The organism is Candidatus Methylomirabilis sp. (assembly GCF_028716865.1).
Classification (GTDB): domain Bacteria; phylum Methylomirabilota; class Methylomirabilia; order Methylomirabilales; family Methylomirabilaceae; genus Methylomirabilis.
The window spans coordinates 1-24497 of sequence record NZ_JAQUOY010000027.1 but is presented as its reverse complement, the minus strand read 5'-3'; the positions used below and the strand labels follow the sequence as shown (position 1 = coordinate 24497).

Annotated in this window: 24 protein-coding genes; 10 read left to right on the top strand and 14 right to left on the bottom strand. The window is 59.1% G+C overall.

Annotated elements, in window-relative coordinates; all coding sequences use genetic code 11:
* Positions 1–5: 5 nt before the first annotated feature.
* From PHV01_RS10680 to PHV01_RS10635, 10 genes are all read left to right on the top strand, one after another.
* Complete coding sequence (locus PHV01_RS10680; protein ID WP_337291142.1) at positions 6–665, top strand: hydrogenase; 660 nt, start codon at positions 6–8, stop codon at positions 663–665.
* The gene (locus PHV01_RS10675; protein WP_337291151.1) at positions 665–2122 is read left to right on the top strand and encodes a hydrogenase 4 subunit F; all 1458 of its coding nucleotides are present in this window, start codon (positions 665–667) and stop codon (positions 2120–2122) included. Before PHV01_RS10680 ends, PHV01_RS10675 begins: the two co-directional genes overlap by 1 nt.
* Positions 2115–3701 (top strand): NADH-quinone oxidoreductase subunit C, encoded by a 1587-nt coding sequence (locus PHV01_RS10670; protein WP_337291141.1) that lies wholly within the window; start codon positions 2115–2117, stop codon positions 3699–3701. Before PHV01_RS10675 ends, PHV01_RS10670 begins: the two co-directional genes overlap by 8 nt.
* A 214-nt stretch (positions 3702–3915) precedes the next feature.
* Positions 3916–5394: an ATP-binding protein gene (locus tag PHV01_RS10665; RefSeq protein WP_337291140.1), complete on the top strand. Its 1479-nt coding sequence runs from the start codon at positions 3916–3918 to the stop codon at positions 5392–5394.
* Positions 5394–6836: a sigma-54 dependent transcriptional regulator gene (locus PHV01_RS10660; RefSeq protein ID WP_337291139.1), complete on the top strand. Its 1443-nt coding sequence runs from the start codon at positions 5394–5396 to the stop codon at positions 6834–6836. Before PHV01_RS10665 ends, PHV01_RS10660 begins: the two co-directional genes overlap by 1 nt.
* Before the next feature lie 21 nt (positions 6837–6857).
* The gene (locus PHV01_RS10655) at positions 6858–6953 is read left to right on the top strand and encodes an AURKAIP1/COX24 domain-containing protein (protein WP_015745373.1); all 96 of its coding nucleotides are present in this window, start codon (positions 6858–6860) and stop codon (positions 6951–6953) included.
* Positions 6954–7084: 131 nt separating this feature from the next.
* The gene (locus tag PHV01_RS10650) at positions 7085–7636 is read left to right on the top strand and encodes a sigma-70 family RNA polymerase sigma factor (protein WP_337291138.1); all 552 of its coding nucleotides are present in this window, start codon (positions 7085–7087) and stop codon (positions 7634–7636) included.
* Positions 7637–7660: 24 nt separating this feature from the next.
* Complete coding sequence (locus tag PHV01_RS10645; RefSeq protein WP_337291137.1) at positions 7661–8371, top strand: hypothetical protein; 711 nt, start codon at positions 7661–7663, stop codon at positions 8369–8371.
* Positions 8368–8988: a hypothetical protein gene (locus PHV01_RS10640; protein ID WP_337291136.1), complete on the top strand. Its 621-nt coding sequence runs from the start codon at positions 8368–8370 to the stop codon at positions 8986–8988. Before PHV01_RS10645 ends, PHV01_RS10640 begins: the two co-directional genes overlap by 4 nt.
* A 298-nt stretch (positions 8989–9286) precedes the next feature.
* Positions 9287–10258, top strand: coding sequence for a Tim44 domain-containing protein (locus PHV01_RS10635; protein WP_337291135.1), 972 nt, complete (start codon positions 9287–9289; stop codon positions 10256–10258).
* A 92-nt stretch (positions 10259–10350) separates the two neighbouring features.
* Here PHV01_RS10635 and PHV01_RS10630 read toward each other — a convergent pair whose 3' ends face one another.
* The 14 genes from PHV01_RS10630 to PHV01_RS10565 form a co-directional block, all read right to left on the bottom strand.
* Entirely contained in the window at positions 10351–10548 is a 198-nt protein-coding gene (locus PHV01_RS10630) for a cold-shock protein (RefSeq protein ID WP_337291150.1), read from the bottom strand.
* Positions 10549–10749: 201 nt separating this feature from the next.
* Positions 10750–13032 (bottom strand): radical SAM protein, encoded by a 2283-nt coding sequence (locus tag PHV01_RS10625; protein ID WP_337291134.1) that lies wholly within the window; start codon positions 13030–13032, stop codon positions 10750–10752.
* A gap of 172 nt (positions 13033–13204) precedes the next feature.
* Positions 13205–14203, bottom strand: a complete 999-nt coding sequence (locus PHV01_RS10620) for a zinc-dependent alcohol dehydrogenase family protein (protein WP_337291133.1) — start codon at positions 14201–14203, stop codon at positions 13205–13207.
* Positions 14204–14225: 22 nt separating this feature from the next.
* On the bottom strand, positions 14226–14975 hold the full coding sequence (recO, locus tag PHV01_RS10615) for a DNA repair protein RecO (RefSeq protein WP_337291132.1): 750 nt from the start codon (positions 14973–14975) through the stop codon (positions 14226–14228).
* 55 nt (positions 14976–15030) lie between these two features.
* Complete coding sequence (era, locus tag PHV01_RS10610) at positions 15031–15927, bottom strand: GTPase Era (protein WP_337291131.1); 897 nt, start codon at positions 15925–15927, stop codon at positions 15031–15033.
* A gap of 36 nt (positions 15928–15963) precedes the next feature.
* Positions 15964–16455 carry a diacylglycerol kinase family protein gene (locus PHV01_RS10605; RefSeq protein ID WP_337291130.1) on the bottom strand — a complete coding sequence of 164 codons (492 nt, stop codon included), beginning with the start codon at positions 16453–16455 and terminating at the stop codon, positions 15964–15966.
* 2 nt (positions 16456–16457) lie between these two features.
* Positions 16458–16904: an rRNA maturation RNase YbeY gene (gene ybeY, locus PHV01_RS10600; RefSeq protein WP_337291129.1), complete on the bottom strand. Its 447-nt coding sequence runs from the start codon at positions 16902–16904 to the stop codon at positions 16458–16460.
* Positions 16804–18453: an HDIG domain-containing metalloprotein gene (locus tag PHV01_RS10595; RefSeq protein ID WP_337291128.1), complete on the bottom strand. Its 1650-nt coding sequence runs from the start codon at positions 18451–18453 to the stop codon at positions 16804–16806. Before PHV01_RS10595 ends, ybeY begins: the two co-directional genes overlap by 101 nt.
* 11 nt (positions 18454–18464) lie before the next feature.
* Positions 18465–19457 (bottom strand): PhoH family protein, encoded by a 993-nt coding sequence (locus PHV01_RS10590; RefSeq protein ID WP_337291127.1) that lies wholly within the window; start codon positions 19455–19457, stop codon positions 18465–18467.
* A gap of 166 nt (positions 19458–19623) precedes the next feature.
* The gene (aspS, locus tag PHV01_RS10585; protein ID WP_337291126.1) at positions 19624–21405 is read right to left on the bottom strand and encodes an aspartate--tRNA ligase; all 1782 of its coding nucleotides are present in this window, start codon (positions 21403–21405) and stop codon (positions 19624–19626) included.
* Entirely contained in the window at positions 21402–22661 is a 1260-nt protein-coding gene (gene hisS, locus PHV01_RS10580; RefSeq protein WP_337291125.1) for a histidine--tRNA ligase, read from the bottom strand. Before hisS ends, aspS begins: the two co-directional genes overlap by 4 nt.
* A gap of 63 nt (positions 22662–22724) precedes the next feature.
* Entirely contained in the window at positions 22725–23687 is a 963-nt protein-coding gene (gene glpX / locus PHV01_RS10575; protein WP_337291124.1) for a class II fructose-bisphosphatase, read from the bottom strand.
* Positions 23688–23869: 182 nt separating this feature from the next.
* Complete coding sequence (locus PHV01_RS10570; protein ID WP_337291123.1) at positions 23870–24178, bottom strand: DUF167 domain-containing protein; 309 nt, start codon at positions 24176–24178, stop codon at positions 23870–23872.
* Positions 24178–24497, bottom strand: a 320-nt coding sequence (locus PHV01_RS10565; protein WP_337291122.1) for a YggT family protein, incomplete at its 5' end; no start/stop codon positions are given. The genes PHV01_RS10570 and PHV01_RS10565, both read right to left, overlap by 1 nt.

Below are 24497 nucleotides of genomic sequence, written 5' to 3'. Positions count from 1 at the left end.
GAGCGATGTTCACCATACTCTTTCCAAGGCTGGTCACGCTACTCTCGTTCGCGATGCTGGGCACGGCATTCCTGCTGATCGTGCGCAGGGATCTGGCCGGACAGGTCCGAATATTCGCGATGCAATCAGTGGTCCTGGCCATTCTGGCGGCGGCCGTCGCCGCGTTCACGAAAAGCGTTGAGTTGACCAGTGTTGCGCTGGTACTGGTGCTCTTAAAGGTGTTCATCATTCCCCGCGTCCTCAATCGCGCCGTGATGAAGATCGGTTTGCAGCGGGCTGCCTTGCCATATCTGGGCACGCCCGCCACGCTGGTGGTGTGCGGAGGCTTAGTCGTGATCGCATTTTACGTGATGGCCCCTGTTGCTGCGTCAAACCCGCTCCCTACCGCTGAGGCTATTCCGATCGCCTTTGCCGGCGTGCTTATCGGCTTTTTCGTGATGGTGAATCGCCGACGCGCGCTGACACAGATCCTCGGCTTCTTGATGCTGGAGAACAGCATCTTCCTCCTTGCGCTGCTGGCCACGTATGGGGTGCCGTTCATCGTGGAGATGGGGGTCTTCCTTGATGTGCTGGTTGCCGTGCTGATCATGGAGGTATTCATCTACCGCATCAAAGAGAATTTTGATTCGATCGAGGTGGACCGGTTAGGGAGGCTCAAGGGGTGATGCTTGTCACGCTGCTCCTCACGCCGCTGATCGCCGCAGCCCTCATGGCGCTGGTACGTCCTCGGGCGTGGCTCGAGTTCATCCACGCGCTTGCAGCCGTTGGCGGGCTGGCCGTCGGTCTCATTGTCGCGGTGCGGGTATGGCGAGGCGATGTACCTGCTGCCATCGGTGGGCTGCTTCGAGCCGATGGGCTCTCGGCGTTGATGGTCGTCGTGATCACCCTGTTGGGGGCGATCGCCGCACTGTACGGGCTTGGCTATATCCGAGCCGAATACGACGATACTCATCTGACCCGCGTGCGGAGCTTCTTTGGGCTTTTTCATCTGTTTCTCTTTACGATGCTGCTGGCGGTGACAACGGATAACCTCGGTATTATGTGGGTGGCGATTGAAGGGACGACATTAGCGACCGCCTTTCTGGTGAACCTGCACAACACGCCCAGGTCTTTGGAGGCGGCCTACAAATACCTCATCCTTTCCTCGGTCGGCATCGCCCTCGCCTTCATCGGCACGGCGCTGCTGTATTACGCCGGCGCCTCGCGGGCGGGCGAGATTGCAGTGAATTGGACCTCGCTCCGGGCCGCCGCATCATCACTGAATCCCCAGGTGGTCCGGCTCGCTTTCGCCTTTATCCTTGTCGGCTACGGGACAAAGGCGGGCCTGGCGCCGATGCACACGTGGCTGCCGGATGCCCACAGTGAGGCGCCCGCCCCGATCAGCGCCTTGATGTCCGGTGTCCTGCTCAACGTGGGACTCTACGCGCTGATGCGTTTCAAGACGATCGCGGATATCGCGGTCGGTGCGAACTTCGCCGGCCCATGGTTTGTGGGTATTGGGTTGCTTTCGCTCGCCGTGGCCGCGGTCTTTCTCGTCAGACAGCGCAATTATAAGCGGATGTTGGCCTATTCAAGCGTCGAACACGTCGGCATTATCTGTATGGGACTGGGATTTGGAGGCTACTGGGGCGTCCTGGGTGCGCTCCTGCACGTCATCAATCATGCGCTGTCAAAGTCATTGCTGTTTCTCCTGTCGGGAAACATCCTGCTGAAATATCAGACCACCGACATCCGGAGGGTGCGCGGGCTGTTACGGGCATCGCCGTTAACGGCCGGCGCGTTTCTGACCGGCATACTTGCGCTGATAGGCCTGCCCCCCTTCGGACTATTCATGAGCGAGTTCCTGATCTTTCGCGCGGGCCTGGAGAGCGGGCCTGTGTGGGTAGTGGTCTTGGGAATTACGCTGCTTGTCGTTGTGTTCGCAGGTATGCTCAGCAGTGTGAATCAGATGCTCTATGGGGCGCCCTTCGAGAAGGTGGAGCATGGGGATGTGCTCAGATGGTCGCTGGCACCGATCGTGGTGAATTTCACGCTGCTGCTTGTGCTGGGACTGACGCTCCCCCATGCAGTGACTGAGGCGCTGGAGGCCGCCCTCAGGGTGCTCGGGGTTACTCATGCCTGATCTGATGAACGGTATTGTCCGGCAGCTTCGCGCAACGACACTGAAACTGACTGACCTCCGGATGCATCCTCCGCGGGAGGTGCGCGTGAGCCTCGAACGGGATGAGCTGCCCGCGGTCGCTGATTATGTGTGCGACAGATTTTGTGCGAGGCCAGAACTGATCGTGGCGGAAGATACACGTGCGGAGCGCGGCGCGTTTACGCTACGCTATCTCTTCGAACTCGAAGGCATGGATCTATTTATCGTCGCGTCGGTAGCAGTCCCGGAGGATGACCGCCGGTTTCCGTCGCTCGCAACACGTTGGTATCTGGCCAGTCGCTTTGAACGCGAGATTCACGATCTTTTCGGACTGGTGCCGACCGATCACCCCGACCTACGCCGCCTCCCGCTGCATCAGTTCTGGCCAGAAACGTATCACCCGCTGCTAAAGGATGCCTCGGCGCCCCCTGAATTTGCTGACGATGGCACGCCCTTTCCGTTCCGCCGCGTCGAGGGCGAGGGGATCTACGAGATCACTGTTGGCCCTGTCCATGCGGGTACTATCGAGCCGGGTCATTTTCGGTTCAGTGTCGAAGGTGAGACCATTGTCAATCTCGAGACCCGGCTCTATTTCGTTCATAAGGGGATCGAGCGGCTATTCGAGACGATCCCGCTCACGCGCGGGGTGGAACTGGCTGAACGGATTTCCGGGGACTCCAGCGTAGCGCACGCACTCGCGTTTTGCCAGGCGCTCGAATCGCTGGCAGGGCTACAGATCCCCCCGCGCGCGGCCTACGTGCGCGTAGTGCTGCTTGAACTTGAACGGCTCTATAATCACATCGCCGATGTCGGCGCGATCTGTACGGACACCGGCTTTGCGGTAGCAAATGCACACGCCATGAGGATTCGTGAGGAGATGCTGCGCCTGAACGCGCGTCTGGCCGGTCATCGCCTGTTGCGCGGTACGCTGATGCCGGGCGGCGTGAGGTGCGACTTCACGGCGGAGCAGATCGCAGATGCGCGGGAGACGGTGAGGCGCGCGGCGATCGACTTCGACGAAGTGGTCGAGATCGCGCTGAGCAACGGCCTGGTGCTGGACCGCCTGCACGGGACAGGATACTTGTCGAGACAGACCGCGCGTAAGTTGCAGGTCGTTGGGCTTGCGGCGCGAGCCAGCGGGATCGATCGTGACGCCAGGCGGGATCATCCCTTTGCCGCGTATGCGGATCTACCGCCGCATGTGCCGGTGTATGGCGAAGGCGATGTCTGGGCGCGACTGATGGTGCGGATAGAGGAGGCGCGCGAGGCCGCCAATCTGATCATGCGCGCATTGGACGGGCTCCCTGAAGGCAAGATCTCGGCACCGCTCCCGGCGCTGCCGGCGGGCGCGAGCGGGTTCGGTCTGGTTGAGGGGTGGCGAGGCCCGATCTGGCACTGGCTTGTCACCGGTGAGCAAGATCGGCTTGCGCGCGCGAAGATCAAAGATCCGTCATTCGCTAACTGGCCGGCGCTACATTACGCCATTCTCAAAAACATCGTACCCGATTTTCCGCTCGTCAATAAGAGTTTCAACCTGTCATACGCAGGGAATGATTTGTAAAGCCTCGCGGCCCGAACCCCAACCATCCTTCTCGCGTCCTATCGGGCGATCCCGCTTCGTTCTCACCCCTGAAATCCCTTCTGATCTAGGCTACCAGAGAGAGGATTATGCGCTGAGTCCCTCCCAGCTTTACAAAATCCAGCATTTCCGATAAGCTATAGTTTTGTATCGTAGCGCCCGGCTGCGCTGTACCGGGTTCAAGGAGGGTCTGAGGGTGAAGGGGCTGTTCGATAATCTTGGGCTCAGGGCGAAACTGCTCCTGATGATGTTCTCCCTCCTGCTGCTGACGCTGGCGTCGCTGTTCGTACTGTATTGGCAGGCAGAGCGAACGCTGATCGACCAGGTGGAGAAGCACACGACGGATCTGTCCAGTGCCATTCAGATCAGCGTGGAGCGTCTCACCTCACAGGAGCGGACCGACGAGGCGCGCCTCCAGGACTATGTCAGTCGCCTGCAACGAAAAGGGGTCAATGAGATCTCGATCATCAGCAATGAAAAGGAGATCATTGCCAGCAGCAATCCAAAGCGCGTAGGCGCAACCATCGACCCCAGCCACCGGGACCTGTTCATCACCGCCCGACTGGGGGAGACGCTCGCGACCGAGAAAGGTCAAAAGAACTACAATCTGATCGTGCCGATCGTAGTAGGGAACCAGCGGATGGGCTATGCCCTGATCAGCATGGTGCTGGATGATTTTGCCGAGATCTCTCGGCTCAACTTTATCAAACGACTGATTGTCACCGTACTGGTCTTCGGCCTCGGGATGGCGGCCTCCCTCATTCTGTCCTGGAAGTATACCAGGCCGATCGATCAGGTGGTCCAGGCCGCACGCCGGGTCGCGCAGGGTGATTTGCGAGAGAGTTTGCCGGTGGAACGGCACGATGAGATCGGTGAGCTGACCACGAGCTTCAACGACATGGTGGCCAAGCTGCGGGCGAACAAGGAGCTGGAGAGCCGCCTTCACCAGGCTGAGCGCCTCTCCAGCATTGGTCAGTTGGCCTCGGGCATCGCGCACGAGATCCGTAACCCATTGAACTTCATCAACCTGAGCATCGATCATCTGCGGAGTCGGTTCTCACCAACCGACCCTCGCTCACGGGAAGAGTTCACCCACCTGGTCTCGTGGATGAAAACCGAGATCCATCGGCTGGACACCATGATTACCAATTTCCTGAACTATGGCAAGCCGCTCAAGCTTGAGCCGCGTCCATGCGATCTGGCCCCGCTGCTCCATGATGTCGTGAGTATGGCCAGCGGCAAAGCCGAAGAACAGGGGATTGAGATCGAACGCAACTCCTCGGGTGACCTGCCGCGGATATTGGCAGACGGTGAGCAGATCAAGACCTGCTTCGTGAATGTTCTGGTAAACGCCTTCCAGGCCATGCCTCAGGGAGGGAAGCTTGCGATCACCGCCAGGCTGGCGAACGGGACCGACCCATCACTCTCATCACCACCCTCCGGAAGCGAACGGTGGATCGAGGTCCGCTTCCAGGATACCGGGTACGGGATCGCCCCCGAAGATCTGGCCAAGGTCTTCGAGCCATACTTTACGACGAAGGAGGTCGGGATCGGGCTGGGATTGGCCCTGACGAAGAAGATCGTAGAGGAGCATGGCGGGGTAATCACGTTGGCCAGCGTTCGCGGCCAGGGTACTACCGTGAGCATCCAGCTACCGGTAGAGGAGCCGGCCTGATGCGGGGGGGACGGATCCTGGTGGTCGATGACGAGGGACCCCAGCGGGAGATCCTTCGGACTATCCTGTCGGCTGAGGGCTATTCGGTCGAAACGGCGCCAGGAGGAGGGGAAGCCATCAGGCGTTGTCAGGAGAAGCCGTTCGACCTGGTGCTGACCGATCTCCGAATGCCGGGGATCGATGGCCTCTCCCTGGTGGAGCGGTTGCCCCGGGATAGCCCACTTACCCTGATCATCCTGATGACTGCATACGGCTCACTCGATTCGGCTGAGCAGGCATTGAAGCGGGGCGCGTTCGACTATTTGACCAAACCGCTCGAACGGGAGGAGTTGCTGCTGACGGTGCGCAGGGCCTTCGATCGCATCCAGTTGAGCCGGGAGAATCGGTCCTTACGACAGCAGATTGAGGAGCGGTTTCGCGTCGAAGGGATCGTGGGCAACCACTTCCGGATGCAGGAGGTCTTCGAAAAGATCCGGAAGGTTTCGAACAGCAACTCCACCGTGCTGCTCATCGGGGAGAGTGGGACCGGCAAGGAACTGATCGCCAGGACCATCCATCGACAGAGCCAGCGCAAGGATCGCGCCTTTATCGCCGTCAACTGTGCCGCCATCCCTGAGAGTCTGCTGGAAAGTGAGATCTTCGGCCACGAGCGGGGCGCGTTTACAGGGGCAGTGGAGCGAAGGGCCGGCTGCTTTGAGTTGGCGGACGGCGGGACGATCTTCCTCGATGAAGTCGTCGAGATGCAGGTGTCGACTCAGGCAAAATTTCTGCGGGTCTTGCAGGGTGGAACGTTCAGACGACTCGGGGGGAAAAACGAGATCGGCGTCGACGTTCGCGTCATCGCCGCGACCAATCGGGATCCTGCCGAGGCGGTCAAAGGCGGGCTCCTCCGGGAGGACCTGTTCTATCGGCTGAACGTCGTCTCTATTATAATTCCGCCGCTTCGAGAGCGGAGCACCGACATCCCTCAGCTCGTCGAACATTTCATCAGAAAGCACGGTGAGCGCGCGGGAAAGCCAATCCAAGGGATCAGCAACGAGGCGATGCGGCTGCTGATGAACTACCACTGGCCCGGTAATGTTCGGCAGCTTGAGGGAGTGGTCGAGCGGACAATCCTGCTCTGCGAAGGGCCTGAGATTACGCATTACGATCTGCCCATTGAGGTTCGGTTCTTTGATCTCCCGGTCCAACTTGCCCCATCGAGTGCGCCCGGCAGGAAGTTCGCGATCGAGATTCCAGAGCAGGGGATCTCCTTTGAGGCGCTGGAGCGCGACTTGATCCTGCAGGCCATGGAAAAGTCTGATTGGGTGATCACCAAGGCGGCCCGCCTCCTGGGCTTAAGCTATCGGACGCTGCAGTATCGTCTGGAGAAGTTTCAGATCAAACGGGATACGAAGACCGCTTCCGCAACTTCGGAAAGCGGATTAACTGAGCAGGCGTAAGGACAGAAAGGGGGGATGTGAGTGGGAAGCGTTGTCAAGAAGCGTCGGCAAAAGATGAGTAAGCACAAACATAAGAAACTACTGAAGCGGACCAGACACCAGCGCCGGAAGAAGTAGGGTCGAGTCATTAAACGTTCGAGCGGCACAGCCGCTCTAATAGGCAGATTCAAGCGACGTGCCCTGCAGAAGCACCGTTGCCGGGCTGGGCCGGTCGGACGGGGGATGGCTCTCGGTGAGAGACAAAGGCCTTGCGCGAGGCAGATTTCGAACTGATCGATCGATTCTTGCAGGGCGATGGGACGGCGTTCGATGAACTGGTCCAAAGGCGCCAGCGGGAGGTGTACAATCTGGCCTACCGGATGACCAGGAATGCGGAGGATGCGCGCGACGTGTCGCAGGAGGCCTTTGTCCAGGTGTATCGAAATTTGAGTCGGTTTGACCGTCGCTCCAGCTTGGCCACTTGGCTGTACCGGATCGTCGTAAACCTATGCCTCAACCATCTGAACCGGGGCTCACGCTCTCTTTACGCGACGGTTGACCAGCATCCTGAACCGGCCGATTCATCGGAGGGGTCGCTCGCACAACTCGAGGAAAAGGAGCGGGCGGATGCACTCGCTAATGCCATCGAGACCCTTCCCCCGCAACAGCGGGCGAGCTTGACGTTGCGTGTTCATCATCACCTCGCACACCGGGAGATCGCCGATATCCTGGGGGTCTCAGAGGCAACGGCCAAGGTACACTATTTTCATGCCGTGCAAGCGCTTCGGCGCAAGTTGGCACACTGGCGTGAAGGCACGTGATGGGGAGAAAGGACCATCGTCGCCATGCAATGCATGGAAGTTGAGTGCAGGCTGCTGGAGTTGATCGAGGAGGAGTTGCCGCCCGCGCAACGTGCGGAGATCCTCGCGCATCTTCATGGCTGTGCGACGTGTGCCGCTGAATTTTCCGCATCTCGCGATCTCTTCGCGCTTGTGCAGGCTGACCCGATTCCTGAGCCGTCACCGGGCTTCTGGGAAGCGTTTCTACCTTCGATACGGCATCGAATCGAACAGGAGGATCGTAGGCGCAAGTCGACACCCTTCGCTTGGTTGGCCGGCGCTGGATCATGGCTGACCTTCCGGCCGCAGTTCATCGCCGGCCTGGCTGTGGCCGCCGTCTCAATATTTGTCGTTGTCCGATTGCCGGGCTTCTTGCCTGTCAGGGTTGATCGGCAAGGGGGCGCGCCGACTTCGACGGAAAAGATCGTAGATCGCAATCGCGCGGGTCACGGTATGGCCATCATACCGCGCCCAGACAATGGGAATCAACACCCAGGTGAGCCGTTCGTGGTGGCCGGAGAGGTCGTTGAAGAGCCCTCGATTCTTATGGCGGCAATTCAGCGACTCCGCTGGGCAGATGAGATAGGGGATCGGTTTGAAACGGCCTGGCTCCTGCGTCAGGAGGCCGACCCGTCGGACTCGCTCGCCTCGCTTGACGAAAAGGAGCGACAGGCCCTGCTGGATCACCTGAGTCGCTTTAAATGGTCAGAGTCATGACACAGTTACAGGAACGTTGTTCGATTCGGGCTTGGTGTATGGCGATAGCCGCCGCGGGGCTGGTCTGGTTGCTTGGTCCGGTCTCTGGCGCTATGGGACAACCGCTCGTACCTGCCGTTCCAAGGCCGCCAGGCGAACCGGAAGGGAGACGCCTGATCGAGACGATCAAGATTTGGAAGATGACCGAGGCGCTTAACCTGGATGAACATCAAGCCGCCAAGCTCTTTCCGAAACTCGCCCAACTGGAGGCCTCACGCCGCGAATTTTATAGGAGGCAGCGCTTGCTCAGGGGTGAGCTGGCAGAGCTTTTGAAGCAGCGGCCCTTGCGAGATGAGGAGATCAAGGCGAGACTTGACCAGTTGGATCGTACTGAGACCGACTTCAGGGGACACGAGCAAGCCATTAAGGGGGGGCTGCGGTCGATCCTCAGTCCGGAGCAACAGGCCCGCCTTGCCTTGTTCGAAGACCGATTTGAAACCGAGATGCGCAACGTCATTCAGGACCTCCGACAGCATCGTCGGGGGTTCCCGCCCGGTTCTGGCCGGACCGTTGACCCGCCCAGCCTGATGGATCGACCGCCGACCCCCATAGAGGGCGAGATACCACGCAACAAGTAGTCCTTGGATCAACCAATCCCCTGATCTCTTTCTCCCTTACACGGAATGCCTCCCACTGGCGGAAGCCCGTGGCCGTAAAGGGGAGGTTCGCCTGGAGATCCTTTGTCTCTTCCGCCACATAGCGATCGAACTTCCTGCAGGTGTATCTGCCGGAAGGATGGTACATCTATCGGCTCATTCTTGATCTGCGCTGTCAGCGACGATAAAACCGCTTTTTACTTGCACCATCGAAAAAGATCGCTGATAATGAGTCTGAAGATTTTGTGCTCGCGGTAGATTTAGCAACAGGAGGAGATACATGACACGGAAGTACGGACAGTGCGTAGGGTTCACTATCCTTGCGGTAGTCTTCGCACTACTGGCCACAGAGATCGAGGTCTGGGCACGAGCAGGCGGCGGCGGCAGCTTTGGGAGCCGCGGCTTCCGCAGCTACTCCAGCCCAAGCCGCAACTATTATAGACCAACAGCTCCCACTCAGCCACGGCCCGAGCCACAGTCTCCGCTCGCGGCCCCGGCACCCACTCCGTTCGGAGGCGGTGGGTTCATGCGGAGCATGGCAGGAGGCCTGCTTGGCGGATTTCTCGGCGGAATGTTGTTCCGGAGTCTGGGTTTCGCCGGCTTTGGCGGCATGGGTGGGGGATTCGGGTTGATGGACCTGGTTATCCTGGGTGGGATCGGCTTGGCGATCTATTGGGTGGTTAAGCAACGGTCGCAGCCGGTGCCAACCGAGGGGCCGTATCAGCGTACGGGGTTTGGCGAACGTGAGCCGGAACGGTACCAGGGGACGGCTTCGCAGGCCACAATGGTCCAAGAAGGCAATCTGGACCAGGGAATAGCGCATATCCGCCAGATGGACCCTGGCTTTGAGGAGGGACGCTTCCGAGAGGCATGCACCGATCTCTTCTTCAAGGTTCAGGCGGCTTGGGGGAATCGTGATCTTGAACCGATTCGCACGATCCTCACGCCTGAGATGTACGCTCAGCTTGGCGCAGATGTGATGCGGCTCAGGAACGAGCGGAAGATCAACCGCCTGGAAAACATCGCGGTCCGCTCCGTAGAACTCACGGAAGCGTGGCAGGAGCGCGGGCAAGACTATGTAACGGTGCGGTTCCTGGCGAATCTTCTCGATTATACTGTGGACGAAGGGACTTCCCAGGTTGTAGACGGTAGCCGCACCGACCCTGTAAAGTTTGAGGAGTACTGGACCGTCACGCGCCCGGTCGGGCCAAACCCTTGGCTCCTCACAGCCATCAACCAGGCAGACAACTGAGCGTTCAGTTTTCAGCCGATCAGCAGAAAACATAAAAGCCCCCACGAGGATGGAATTCGCGGGGGCTTTTTGTTCGTGACGGAGGAGCAGCGTTAAAGCCTGATGACGTTCGCGGCCTGTTTCCCCTTTGGACCATCGACGACCTCAAACTCAACCTCCTGACCCTCGGCCAGCGTCTTGAAGCCGGAGCCCTGGATGGCGGAATAATGCACAAAGACATCATCGCCATCCGGTCGCTCAATAAAGCCGTACCCCTTGCTGTCATTGAACCACTTTACCTTGCCGGTCAATCGCACTTCCTTCATCCCTCCTTTTACAAAACTCTCTCCGAATCGCCAATACTCAGGCACGACTGTGGCCCAAGTGCACCAGAGCTTATCCCCAAATTCGGCGACATACAAAACTATGTGCGTTACGCATTATCAAAATGATTACGCGCAATTACGCCAAAACGGGGCCACAACACTTCAAAACGGCCGCCGTACATTGTGTCAATGCTGCAGTACCCTCGGCTGTTTCGAGCGAGTCGATGCTAAGAGGCTTCGAGCGAAGGCCGTTGTCAGCAGAAACTCCTTAAAAAAGGTAGCCGCGAGCCTGAAGGGCCGTATCTGCCAGAATCGCATCCTGCTCAGGTGCTCCCGTGTTCTGATCCAGAACATGCTGAGATCCTGGCGGGAACAGACAATCCGGTTGCTCAAGGCATCAAACCTGGCATAGAGCAGATCCAGTCGTGACGGGAGCCTTCCCCTGAGGCCGGAGTAGACCTCTTGCCATTCACGAACCTTCATGCCCTGCCGAGCATCTCGATGGAGCGCATAGAGCTGCTCAAGCCATTTCTTGGCAGGTCCGTCTCCCCATGCCCAACCGCGATGCAGTGTCTGGATCTTGGCCTGAAGGCTTCCCCACTTCTTCAGGAACACATTCAGGTCCCGGCGGCTGAGCAACATCTTGGAGGAGAGTTCCTCAAAGGGATCGAGCAGGCTCCGGGCCTTGGAGGGTAGCGCCGCCTTGGCATCATTATATGCCTTTTGCCACTCCGCAACCTTTAAGGTCTGCCAGATCTCTCCTTGTATCCGCTGCACCTCATCGAGTACTCGCCTTTCTCTTTCAGTTCGAGGGCGGGACTGAAGCCAGACCTCTTCCATCTCCTTCAGGAATCGAGCCCATGCCACGAACAGACGGTACACCTCTTTCGTACGCTTCCAAAGATGGACCGGCAGCGGATCAACCGAACATCCTGGTCTCCGCGTCAGCCGGTCCTTCAAGCGGAAAAAGCCGGCCACCATCGGATGTTGCTTTTCGATCAGGGCCGCGTTCTTGTACCACAGGTAGACATTCAGGAGATTCCAATATGTCCTCGGGGCGTGCTGCCATCGTGACAGGATCTTCGCCATATTCTCTTTACTGTAAAACGCCCGCCAAGCCTCCTGATACGCGGCGGTCCACTCCTCGGTGGTCATATTGGGGTGTGCGGTTGTGGCGTGAAAAGAATCTCGCTTATTGAGATCGGGGTCCATCCACTCGCCGTGTTCCTGCATTTCTTTGTGGTCCTGGGAACCAGGCAGCGGAGTCAGCATAAAGAAGGAGGCCTGATCCGGCTGGATCTCATCCATAAGATACTGCATGTCGAGGGCCACCTGCGCCTTCGTATCAAAGGGCATACCGATAATGTAGGCCACGTGGACAGCAACGCCGACGTTGTGCCACTCGCCAATAATGGCCTTATACTCCTCAACCTTGTTCTGTCCCTTGCCTTGGGCTTTGATGTTGTCAGGGTTGACGCTCTCCATGCCGACGAATACCTGGGTACAGCCGGCCTCGGCTGCGAGACGCACGAAGTCTTGCGGCTTGCGGGCCAAGTCCACCTGCATCATAAAGGAGATCTTGATCCCCTCCTCGCGCAGGCGGATGATTGCTTCAAAGGTTTCGCGCCACCACTTCTTCCGGGCAAAGTTATCGTCAGTGAAAAAGTAAAAGTCGATCCGATGTTCAGTGTAATTTCTTCGAATGAGCTCCGCGATTACCTCTGGAGAACGCTCCCGCATCATCCGACCCTGTACGTTGATGATCGTACAAAAGCTACACGAAAATGGGCAGCCTCGAGAGGTTTCAACCGTTCCAAAGTTGGGCCTGGCAAAGTGCTTCATCGTTTTGCGGCTGATGATGGGCAAGGGGGCATTGTCGATGTCCACAAGCTCTTTGAGGTCCTGTGCAAAGGAGTAGAGGGGTTTCAGTTGTCCGTTGAGGAGATCGGCCAGCATCCCTTCCCAATGTCCTTCAACCTCGCCGGAGACTACTGCGATCGATTCTCGATAGAGCTCCTGGATGTCCGGCCCCTGATCGCCAAGCATATTGATGGTTCCGCTGGTATGGAATCCCCCCATCATGACGTCAATCCCATACTTTCGGAACTGCTTCCCCATTTCGAGCGCCCTGGGGAACTGGGGGGTCTGGACTCCGACGAGACATACCACCAGCTTCGTGAAAGGATGGCGGCTCCATTTCACGATCTGCGCCACTGGGACCTTTTCCGCTACCTCATCAAAGGTATCGACCTGGATAGTAATGTCGCCGAGGACACGGCGCCTCTTGATGTCTTCGGTCAAGCCCTGGAGGACACTCAGGGTATTGCTGGGCAGTACGGCTTTCCAAAAGCGGATGACGTACCCATCATCATCGTATTGTGAGGGTTTGATCAGGACGATTCGAAGGGTCTTATGCTGGTTGGCTTGAGGGAGAAGGAGAGACTGCTGTGATTCAGCGCACTCGTGCATGTGATCCTTGGCGGATAGCGATCTACTTTGACTAGCGGTTGTCGTCCCCATTCCTCGCCTTCTCCGGCACCGTTCTCCCGAGAACGTGAAGATTACGTTACGAGGCGACGCGAGTAGTTACTTTACATCACACTCCCAGGGCTGTCAACGAAAAATAAAGCACTCGAAGACACTAGGAGATAGTCAGGACTCCGGCGCCGCTGAACCGGCTTTGCTTAAGGAGCTGGAGAGCGTGATTAGCCTCATCCAGGGGAAAGGTGTGGACCTCGGTTCGAATCGGGATCTCGACTGCCAAGCGCAGGAGGTCACGCACATCTTGACGGGTACTGTTGGCCACGCTCCGAACGGTCCGCTCCTGGTAGAGTAGGGCATAGTCAAGCTCCGGGATCGGACTCATGGTGATGCCGGCAAGTGAGATCGTGCCGCCCTTCCTGAGGACCCGAAGCGCCTGCAGCACCAGCCGTCCGGCAGGCGCAAAGATGACCGCGCTATCGAGCAGTCCAGGCGGGTCGGCCTCCGCCTGACCCGCCCAGTGGGCGCCGAGCTGCCTGGCCATGGCGCGGTGTGCCTCGCTCCGGGTAAAGACAAGGACCTCGCATCCCCAGTGGACCGCCACCTGGATGGCAATGTGCGCCGAGCCGCCGAACCCATACAGCCCCAGACGTTCGCCGGGCCTGACCTCGCTCAGTCGAAGGGCGCGCAAGCCGATGACCCCTGCGCAGAGCAAGGGGGCCGCGTGGGCCGTCGAGATGCCGGTCGGGAGCGGGTACGCAAATTCATCCCGCACAACCACGAACTCCGCATACCCCCCATTCACGTGGTAGCCGGTAAAACGGGCTGCGTCGCAGAGGTTTTCCTGATCCCGCCGGCAGAAGGCGCATCGGCCACAGGTGGAGTACAGCCAGGGAACGCCCAGCCGATCGCCTGCCTGAAAGCGCGTTACGCCCGCTCCCACCTGATCGACGATGCCGATGATCTGGTGGCCGGGCACGATGGGGAGCGTGGGAAGCAAGAGATCGCCTTCGATGATGTGCAGGTCGGTCCGGCAGAGCCCGCAGACCTGGACCCGCAGGCGAAGTTCACCTGGGCCAGGGATCGGCGGCGACAGCTCGACCAGCGTGAGCGGGTGATCTTCGATCGGGCGCGTACTATTCAAACGCAACGCCCGCATACACGCCTCCTCCACTAACGCTCTATTCGACGAGGCTTAGGAAGGCAACAGACCGAAGTCTTTTACCGAAGAAGTGCGCAATGCACACCCGCAAAACCTCTTGAAGGCTGGTAAGATGAGGATGGGAAAGAGGCGAAGCAAGCGACTGCTCCAGTCTGCCGTGCAGAACTGAGCGCAGGAATCCCAATGATTCCAGAGAGATAGGTAAATTATCTGGCGCTCGTGAGAGGCATCTGGAACAGACAAGCCCACCACGGGTCGGGCTGATGGCGGGTTCAGCGATGGACTCCAGTACGGACCGACAGACCAGGCAGTGATAGAGCTCCAAAAGGTATCCGACAATTCTGAGGAGGCGGATCTCAAACGATCTAAGGAGTCGCGAGTCATCATGCAAGGCAAGCAGCGTTAAGGCATCCCGAAGCAAAAGAAAGATCTCCTCGCTTGACTCCCCCTCCTCGATAGATGCACCCGCCAATTCCACGAGGTAGGCTCCCCGGCTCAGCCTCCCAAGATCTGCCTTGAGCTCGGCGAACGGCTCGATAACAGAGAACTCGTTGATCTTGTGGAGGGTCCGGTTGGGCGACTCGAAGAAGACAAGCTGCCCAAGCGTGAACAGCTCAAGGGTCCCGCCATATCGGCTGCGAACCCGCCTTGCCCCACGGGCAACCGCCCGGACCTTCCCTAATTTCCTCGTAAAGAACGGAATAATCCGATCTGCCTCGCCAAGATTATGTCCGCCGATCACAATCGCTTCGGTTGTGTGTAAAGGCATTTTTCGAACTAGGGGTTAGGGGCTAGGGGCTCGGATCTCGAAACCCGCAATGTTTTTATGGTTGCAAATAGCCAAGCCGCTTGAGTACCTCATCATCCTTCTGCCAGTCGCTGCGAACCTTGACCCACAGTTTCAAGAATACCTGGGTGCCGAGCAGCATCTCAATCTCCGGTCTGGCTAACTCCCCGATTTTCTTCAGCATGGCCCCCCCGCGCCCGATAATGATCGCTTTTTGCGAATCTTTCTCGACATAAATAGTTGCCTCGACGTCGGTGAGCGCCCGCCCTTCCCGCTCCCTCACCTGCTCCACCAGAACGGCAACCGCATACGGTATCTCCTGGTAGACCAAACGAAAGACCTTCTCGCGAATCAGCTCGGCGATAATGAACCGCTCGGGCTGGTCAGTCAACTGATCAAGAGGATACAAAGGCTGTCCCTCCGGGAGGTATTGGACCAGCAGCGACTCAAGGAGCGCAACGTTGTCGCCTTTCGTGGCGGAGATGGGAACAATCTCGGCAAATGGCAGCAGTGCCCGGAAGCGATCAATCGTGGGCAGCAACCTTTCTTTCTCAACGAGATCGACCTTATTAATGGCGAGAAGGATCGGGGACTTGACGCTCCTCAGGGCCTCCAGAATCAGCTTGTCGTCCTGAGAGAGTGGATTAGGGGCTTCTACCATCCAGAGGACCAGATCTGTCCCCTCCAGGCTGTTCGTAGCCGTCTTCACCATCAGCCGGTGGAAATAGCCACCCGACTTGTCGATCCCTGGCGTATCCAGAAAGATCAATTGCGCCCCAGGCAGGCTCTTGATCCCCAGAATTTTTGCCCTGGTCGTCTGCGGCCTGGGAGACACGATTGAAACCTTCTGTCCGAGCAGGCGGTTCATGAGGGTCGATTTGCCCACGTTGGGGCGTCCAATAATCGCAACAAAGCCGGATTTATAACTGTTCATACCCCAATCCTGTGATGTGCGGCCTCGAACCGATGGTCATCTTCGCCTGGGAACTGATTCGCTGGAAGGGTCCTGCCCGAACCGGCGCGGCAAGAGCGCGGTGAATATGCTTGCCCCCAGCCCGATGGCAATCACCGCCAGCATAGCCGACTTTGCGGACAATGGACTTGCGACGAAGGCGCGAAACAGGGGAGGCGCAAGGATAATGATGCCGACAGCAGCCGAGGCCAACGCAGCGATCAGAACTGCGCCGGCGGCGATGTCCTTTGCCCGTCTGGCAATCGGGTGAAAAACGGGTGATGTGAGGTCCACGGTCAACTCCACTGCAGTATTGAGAAGCTCTGTGATGACCACAAGCGCAATAGCCATGAGCAGCAGCAGGAGATCAGTATACGGCAACCCCAGCAGCACCCCGAGCAGCGCGACAAGGCCGGCCACAACACCATGAATGCGCAGGTGGCGTTGTGTTGAGATCGCATCCACGATCCCGTCGAGCGCACAGCGAAACGGTTTCAGCGAGTCCACCACGCTCATCCACCTTCTGTCTCGATGAACGGGAGACCGAACTGCCTTTCGAGGCGTTTCATCCTCTTCGCCTCTGATGGCGTCTGATGGTCGTAGCCGAGGAGGTGTAGGATGCCATGGATCAGGAGCGCGACCAACTCGTCTCGAAGCGAGCGACCCGCCGCTGTGGCCTGTCGATCGGCCATTTCGGCTGAGATCACCACATCCCCGAGCAGATTCGGCGATAGCGACGCAAGCGGACCCTCGCGCATCGGAAATGAGAGGACGTCCGTACTTTTGGCTATCCCTCGATACTGCCGGTTCAGGCGGGTCATAGCCCGATCGCTGACCAGCAACAGCCCGCACTCGGCCTCATGAGCCCCTGCTGTGACGAGGGTAGTCTGCCCGACCTTTTTTAGAAATCTCGTGTCGAGCCTGATCTTCCTTTGTCGATTTATGACCTGCAGTGCCATTCGCCCCCCTTCTACCGGCAGACTCCTCAAAGGCGAATCCGGGATACTCTACCCGTCGGTGGTAGATGCCGCTAAGAATCCGAATGAAGTTCTCCTCAATGAGGCGAAGCTCACTGAAGGTCAGCTCGCATTCGCGGAGTTGCCCATCCGCGAAAATAGCATTCACGATCTTCGCAACCAGCGCCTGGAACCGCCCGGGTGTCCGCTCGGTGAGGGTCCGCGACGCTGCCTCAACGGCGTCGGCCAGCATCAGAATGGCCGCCTCCTTGGTTTGAGGTTTCGGCCCCGGATACCGAAACTTCTCTTCCTGAACCTCGCCTTGGTCGCTTTCTTCTGTACCCTTGGCCTTGTGGTAAAAGAAAAGGATGAGCCTGGTGCCGTGGTGCTGCGGGATCATCTCCAGCACGGTCTGGGGAAGGCCGTAGGCCCGACCCAGTTCGATGCCACCCTTCACATGAGATACGATCACCAAGCTGCTGAGGCTCGGGCCCAGCTTTTCATGTCGACTCCGGACATTCTGCTGATTCTCGACGAAGTACGAAGGCTTGGTGATTTTCCCGATGTCGTGGTAGTACGCGCCCACCCGGCACAGCAGAGCATTCGCGCCGATCGCCTCAGCGGCCGCCTCGGCCAGGGTACCCACCACAACACTGTGGTGGTAGGTACCTGGGGCCTTGAGTATCATCTCCTTCAGGAGGGGATGGTTCAGGTTGCACAATTCCAGCAATCGAAAATCGGTAGCCACCTCGAACAGATATTCGAACAGCGGGAGCAGGCCAAGCGACAGGATCGCGACAAACAACCCGCCGGCAAGACCGCAGAGCAGGTGAAAACCAAGCCACTCTGTGGTCCCGGAGAGCAACGACCAGGCCAGGATTGAGTAGAGATTGGCCAGCCCGACAGCCGCTCCCGCTTTAAGCAGGGTAGCTCGATCTTTCTGACCCACGAGGGCGAAGATCGCAGCAAGGCTGCTCACAAGACTATACAGGAAGAAGCGGAACCCGTCAGCCGCTACGAGGGAGGTCAGGATGCTGATAGCAAGAGCGCCTGCAAAGGCCAGGCGACTATTGAAGAGGAGCGCCAGGAGCAGACCTCCCAAGGCGACAGGGATCGAGTATTCGAGGGCGCTCGCAGGCACATGAGGGAGCGCCTGGTGGGCGGAGGGCAGAAAGAAGAAAAACGAGCGGGTGATAGCCACCGTCAACAAGATCACCGACGCGAGGAGGAACAGACTCTTCGGCTGTCGCATCGACTTGGGCTGGAGCGTCCAGATGTACAGGCAGAGGCTTCCAAGCAGGAGGCTGACCAGGAGGCAGATCCCAAGGAGTGGAAGGATTCCAGCCGGGAGTACCGGGGAAGATGCGATGAGGAGGATGATCGTGAGAACGGCCACGCTACAGAGCACATACAGCGCACCCGGATGGCGCTCGAGGCGCCCGGTGGCCCAATGGAACCAGGAGGAGACCACACGGGGAGCGTGGAGCAGCCGGCGCGCAGCCGGCGACTGCATACTGGTAATGATACCGCTGCTACTCGTGTCGGGCGCCATCTGGCGCCCTCCTATCGCCCCTCGGCTGGTGGTGTGGAGGTCTGGTACATTTCGTAGGCCCTGACAATCTGCTGCACCAACTCGTGTCGCACCACGTCCTCCTCGCCGAGATAAGCGAACTTGATCCCCTCGATCCCTTTCAGAATACGCTGCACCTCGATCAGTCCGGAGCGTCTGTCGGTGGGCAGATCGACCTGGGTAATGTCCCCCGTAATGACGGTCTTTGAACCGAAGCCAAGGCGCGTCAAAAACATCTTCATCTGCTCTGAGGTCGTATTCTGAGCCTCGTCCAGCACGATAAACGAATCGTTCAAGGTCCGGCCTCGCATGAAGGCCAGCGGAGCAATCTCGATGGTGCCCATCTCAATCAGACGGGTGACACGCTCCAGCTCGATCATGTCGTAGAGCGCATCGTACAGGGGTCGAAGGTATGGGTTAATCTTGTCGTAGAGCGTGCCGGGGAGAAAACCCAACTTTTCCCCAGCCTCCACGGCGGGCCTGGTCAGGATGATCCGGCTGACCTCGTGCCTCAGGAGGGCTGACACGGCCATGGCCATGGCCAGATAGGTCTTGCCGGTCCCGGCCGGCCCTATGGCGAAGACGATGTCGTGATGGCGGATGGCTTCGATGTAGCTTCGCTGGCCGGGGCCCTTTGGCCGAACCGGCCGCTTCTTTGACGAAACATCGATCACCTCACCCTGGATCCGCTTGAACTCCTCCTCCTCTTTTTTGGTAAAGAGCCGAAGGGCCAGCTTCACGTCTTGTGGCGTCACGCGCTCACCGCGCGCCAGCACCGAGATCAGCTCTGATACGACCTGCTCCCCGACAGCGACATCTGACGCCTCACCCTGGATGCTCACAAAGCCATTGCGCGCAACCAGCTTAACCTGTAATGCCTCTTCGATGAGCTTTCTAACCTCATCCTTGCGACCAAACAGTTGCCGGATCTCTTCCCCGATAGGCAGGGAAACCTTTTGTTCCGGTCGAACCTGCTCCCCTGTCATCTCCCCGCTTCGCTACTCATTATCCTCTGCCTCATGGGACACAGCCACCACCCCACGCTCCTATATCCTATCCCTGCCCCATGGACCTGTCAACAGAGGCGGCAATTAGTTGTCAGCAGCCAGCCATCTGTTAAAGGCTGATAGCCGATTGCTGAAAGCTGCAATCTCAGTCGAGATCCAGCTTAATCTTCAACTCCCTGAGCTGTTTCGAGTCGACAGGCGAAGGGGCGTTCGTCATCAGGTCCACCGCCTTTTGGGTCTTGGGGAAGGCAATCACGTCCCGGATCGAGCCGGCCCCCGCGAGCAGCGCGATAACCCGATCGAAGCCGAAGGCGATCCCGCCATGGGGCGGGGCGCCATACTCAAGCGCTTCTAAGAGAAACCCAAATTTGGCCCTTGCCTCGTCCTCGCTGATTCCGAGAGCGCCGAACATCCGGCTCTGCACATCCCGGCGGTGGATCCTGATGCTGCCTCCCCCCAACTCCTGCCCGTTCACAACCAGGTCATAGGCCTTGGCGCGGATCTTATCGGGATCGGTGTCAAAGAACGGCAGATCCTCGTCCAGCGGCGCCGTAAAGGGGTGATGCATCGCCTGCCACCGCCCTTGCTCGGGATCGAATTCAAGGAGGGGGAAGTCGATGACCCAAGTGACAGCCAGCGCGCTCTCATCAATCAACTTCAACTCACGGCCTAATTTAACCCGTAAGCGCCCCAGCGCCTCGGCCGCCGTCTTTGCCTGATCGGCGACCAGCAACAAGAGATCCCCTTCCTCCCCTTTCAGTCGCTCAGCAAGCCGTTCAAGGATCATCGGATAGAGGAACTTGGTCAGCGGCGACTGGATCCCGTCCGCAGACACCTTGAACCAGGCCAACCCCTTGGCCCCAAACCCCTTGGCGCAGTCAACCAGCCCATCAATCTGCGTCCTGGAGAATGCGCCGCACCCTTTGACATTCATCCCCTTGACCACGCCGCCTCGCGCAATCGGCTCGGCAAACACCTTGGCATCGATCCCGCGCAACAACTCGGTCAGGTCGGTCAGCTCCATCCCGAACCGGGTGTCCGGCGCATCGAGGCCGAATCGGTCGATCGCCTCGGCATACGTCAGTCGTGGAAATGGCCTGGGCGGTAAAGGCTTGCCGGCCGCTTCAAAGAGTGCCGCCACCAGCCCTTCCGTCACCCGGAGCACATCCTCTCGATCCACAAACGACATCTCCATGTCGATCTGAGTAAACTCCGGCTGTCGGTCGGCCCGCAGATCCTCGTCCCGAAAGCACCGGACGATCTGATAGTATCGATCCATGCCCGAGACCATGAGGAGCTGCTTGAAGAGCTGGGGCGACTGCGGCAGGGCGTAGAACTCCCCGGGGTTCAGCCGACTCGGAACCAGATAGTCCCTGGCCCCTTCGGGCGTGCTCCGAGTCAGCATGGGGGTCTCTACCTCAACAAAGCCGTGGCTGTCCAGATAGCAGTGAACCGCCTGGGCCGCCTTGTGACGCAGGCGCAGGTTGCGCAGCAGCGGCGGGCGGCGGAGGTCCAGGTACCGATACGTCAGCCGAATCTCCTCGGCGACGTCTGTCTCCTCTTCGATTGCAAAGACCGGCGGCTTCGCCTCATTCAGGACCTGCGCCTCCTCCACCACGATCTCGATAGCCCCGGTGGGAAGTGCGGCGTTTTCGGTCCCCGGCGGGCGCGCCTGGACTCTGCCGCGAATCGCCACCACAAATTCAGCGCGCATCCGTCTGGCCACCTCATGGGCTTCCGGATGATGCTCGGGGTTGAAGACCGTCTGGACCACCCCTTCGCGATCTCGAAGATCGATAAAAATGAGGCCGCCATGATCGCGTCGCCGATGCACCCAGCCCATCAGTACCACAGGCTGCCCCATGTGCTGCGGGCCCAATAAACCGCAATACTCCGTCCGCGTCAGATGTCCTCTGCTTGTGCTCATACCCCCTCCAGCCCCATCAGACGCTCGACGATATGAACGAGCTCCACGGACGTCTGGTCGGCCTTCATCATATCCCGCAGCGTCGCCTGGCCTCGCCCGAGCTCCTCATCACCCAAGATCAGGCAGTACCGGACCCGCTCCTTATTGGCCTGACGCATCTGACTCTTGAGACTGCGCGCTTCGAGATTCATCAGGCCCCGCATACCGCGTCGACGCAGCTCCTGCAGGAGCCCCATCCCGGCTCGCTGCGCCTCTCGCCCTAGCGTGGCAACGTAGATCCCACGCAGCACGTCCTCCTCTTCGGCTGACGGAAGCGAGGCTATGACCCGTTCTATCCCGACAGCGAACCCCATGGCAGGGGTTGAGGGCCCGCCCACTACCTCGATCAGGCCATCGTAGCGCCCGCCACCGGCCAAGGCATTCTGAGCGCCAAGGCGGGGATTAATCACCTCGAAAGCCGTTTTTGTGTAGTATTCAAGGCCGCGGACCAGCCGCTCATCGATAGTATAGGGGATCTTCAAGTGATCCAGCAGACCTCGGACCTCAGTGAAGTGGGCCGCACAGGCTTCACACAGGCTCTCAAGTGGTTTTGGTGCCTCCGCCACCAGATGCTGGCAGCCCGGTTGCTTGCAGTCCATGATCCGGAGCGGATTACGCGTGAGCCTCCCCTGGCAATCCGGGCAGAGCGCTGACGACCGATCCGTCATATAGCGACGGAGGCGATCTCGGATCGTGGGGCGGCAGGCTGCGTCACCGATCGAATTGAGGCGAAGTTGCAGATCAGGAATTCGGAACTCCTCCACCATGAGCGCCCAGAGGAGGTCGATCACCTCCGCATCCACCGCCGGCTGGTCGGAGCCGATCGCCTCCACGCCGATCTGGTGGAACTGCCGGTATCGTCCCGATTGTGGCCGTTCCCGACGGAACATCGGACCGAGGTAATACAGCTTCACCAAGGGGAACTGGGCGGCCATCTGATGTTCGAGATAGGCTCGGGCAACCGGCGCGGTCCCTTCGGGCCGAAGCGTGAGATTGACCTCCCCCTGGTCGATGAAAGTGTACATCTCTTTCTCGACGATGTCGGTCCCCTCGCCGATACCACGGACAAAGAGCTCCGTCCGTTCAAAGACTGGGGTCCGGATTTCCGCGTAGCCGTACCGCTGCAAGAGAAAGCGCGTAGCCGTTTCGACGCGCTGCCACCTCGCGGTCTCCTGAGGCAAGAGGTCTGGCGCCCCCCGTACACCTTTTAGTTTCATGCAGAGAGCTGACGGCTGACGGCTGAAGACTGAAGACTGATTAACGCGATGCGCAATGTGGGCCTATGAGACCGATTTCCGGTCGAAGCGGTGAGTTGACTCGATGAAGCGGACGGTCGCGGACCTGGAGCGCATGACAAGGGAGTGCGTCTGGGCTCCTCCGCCGAAGAAGCGGACCCCCTTCAGAAGATCACCATCAGTCACCCCGGTCGCGGCGAACATGATGTCGCACTCTCCTCCTCCGGTCAGATCGGAGATCGTAAATACCCGGTCCAGATCCTGGATTCCCATTCTCAGTGCGCGCTCTGCCTCCTCTTCCGTCAGCGGCTTCAGGCGACCTTGCATGTCACCCCCAATGCACTGAAGCGCAGTCGCCGCGAGCGCGCCTTCTCGCGCCCCCCCGACCCCCATGAGGACGTCGACGCCCGTCCCTTCGAACGCCACAGCGATAGTGGCGGACAGGTCGCCATCCTGAATGAGTTTGATGCGCGCGCCGATCCCGCGGACCTGCCTCACCAGATCGGCGTGGCGAGGTCGGTCAAGGATGACCACCGTGAGATCTTCTACAGAACAGTTCATCGCTTCAGCAATCGCGCGAAGATTCTTCTCTGCCGGGGCGGTGATGTCGATCGCCCCGGCCGCCTTGGGCCCGACGGCGATCTTTTCCATGTGGGCTTCCGGCACCTGGCGCAGCGACCCCTTCTCAGCGGCGGCGATGACGGAGATGGCATTGGGACGGCCATTGGCCACAATCGCCCCGCTTTCAACGGCATCAAGCGCGATGTCTACTTCAGGGGCATCGCCTTGGCCAAGGACCTCTCCGACATAGAGGGTTGGCGCCGTACCGCGCTCACCCTTCCCGATGACAATGGAACCACTGAAGCTGACGTTATCGAAGGCATGACGCATGGCGTCGATCGCAGCCTGATCAGCCGCGCTCGGATTGCCTAACCCCATCCAACGCGCCGACGAAATGGCGGCTAACTCGGTCGCCCGCACTAACTCAAGCGCCAGGTTTCGGTCCATCACATCTCTCTTCTCAGTCAGCCAAAAACCGCGGGCAGCTCACTCCTGTTCGCTCGCACTCTACACCCCTAAAACCGACAGAAGTATAGGAAATGCGCGGGCTTGAGTCAAGCCCAACTTCTGCGGTTGCACGGACAACGCAATGCTTTTCCAGGTAATTTGGTCCGCCAGTATAGTAGGGGTTAGCGGTTTGGGTGCTCCAGCAGGTCACAGAAAGCAGTGCGGATGAGATCGGCGGAGGCTTCGGTGATCCGGATGGTTTTCACGCGGGCCTGCTGACCAGCGGTGATTCGAAAGCGGGAGACCGGCAGGTCAAGAGCCTTGGCAAGCAGACGGAGGCAGGCCTCGTTGGCCCGTCCATCTACCGGCGGGGCGGTCACCCGGAGCCTCAGGATACCATCGACCTCGCCGACGATCGCTTCGCGGGACGCCTTCGGCTGCAGGCGGATACAGAACGAGGCGGCCTCGCCCTCCTGTCGAACCAGAACCATCAGCGAAGGGTCCAGGCCATCTCTTGAAGGGAAGGCACCAGCCATCGCTGGATAAACTGGATCGCCAGGATGGCGACGATGGGAGAGATATCGAATCCCAACCGCCACATCGGCAGCATTTGCTGAATCGGCCGCAACACCGGGTCGGTAACGCGAGCGAGAAATTGGACGATCGGATTCCAGGGGTCGGGGTTGACCCAGGAGATCAGCGCCCGGATGATGAGGAGCCAGGTATAAAGCGACAACACCATGTTCAGGATGGACGCAAATGCATCGACGAAGTGGGCAACAAACGGCATAGTGATTATCTCCTGCCTAG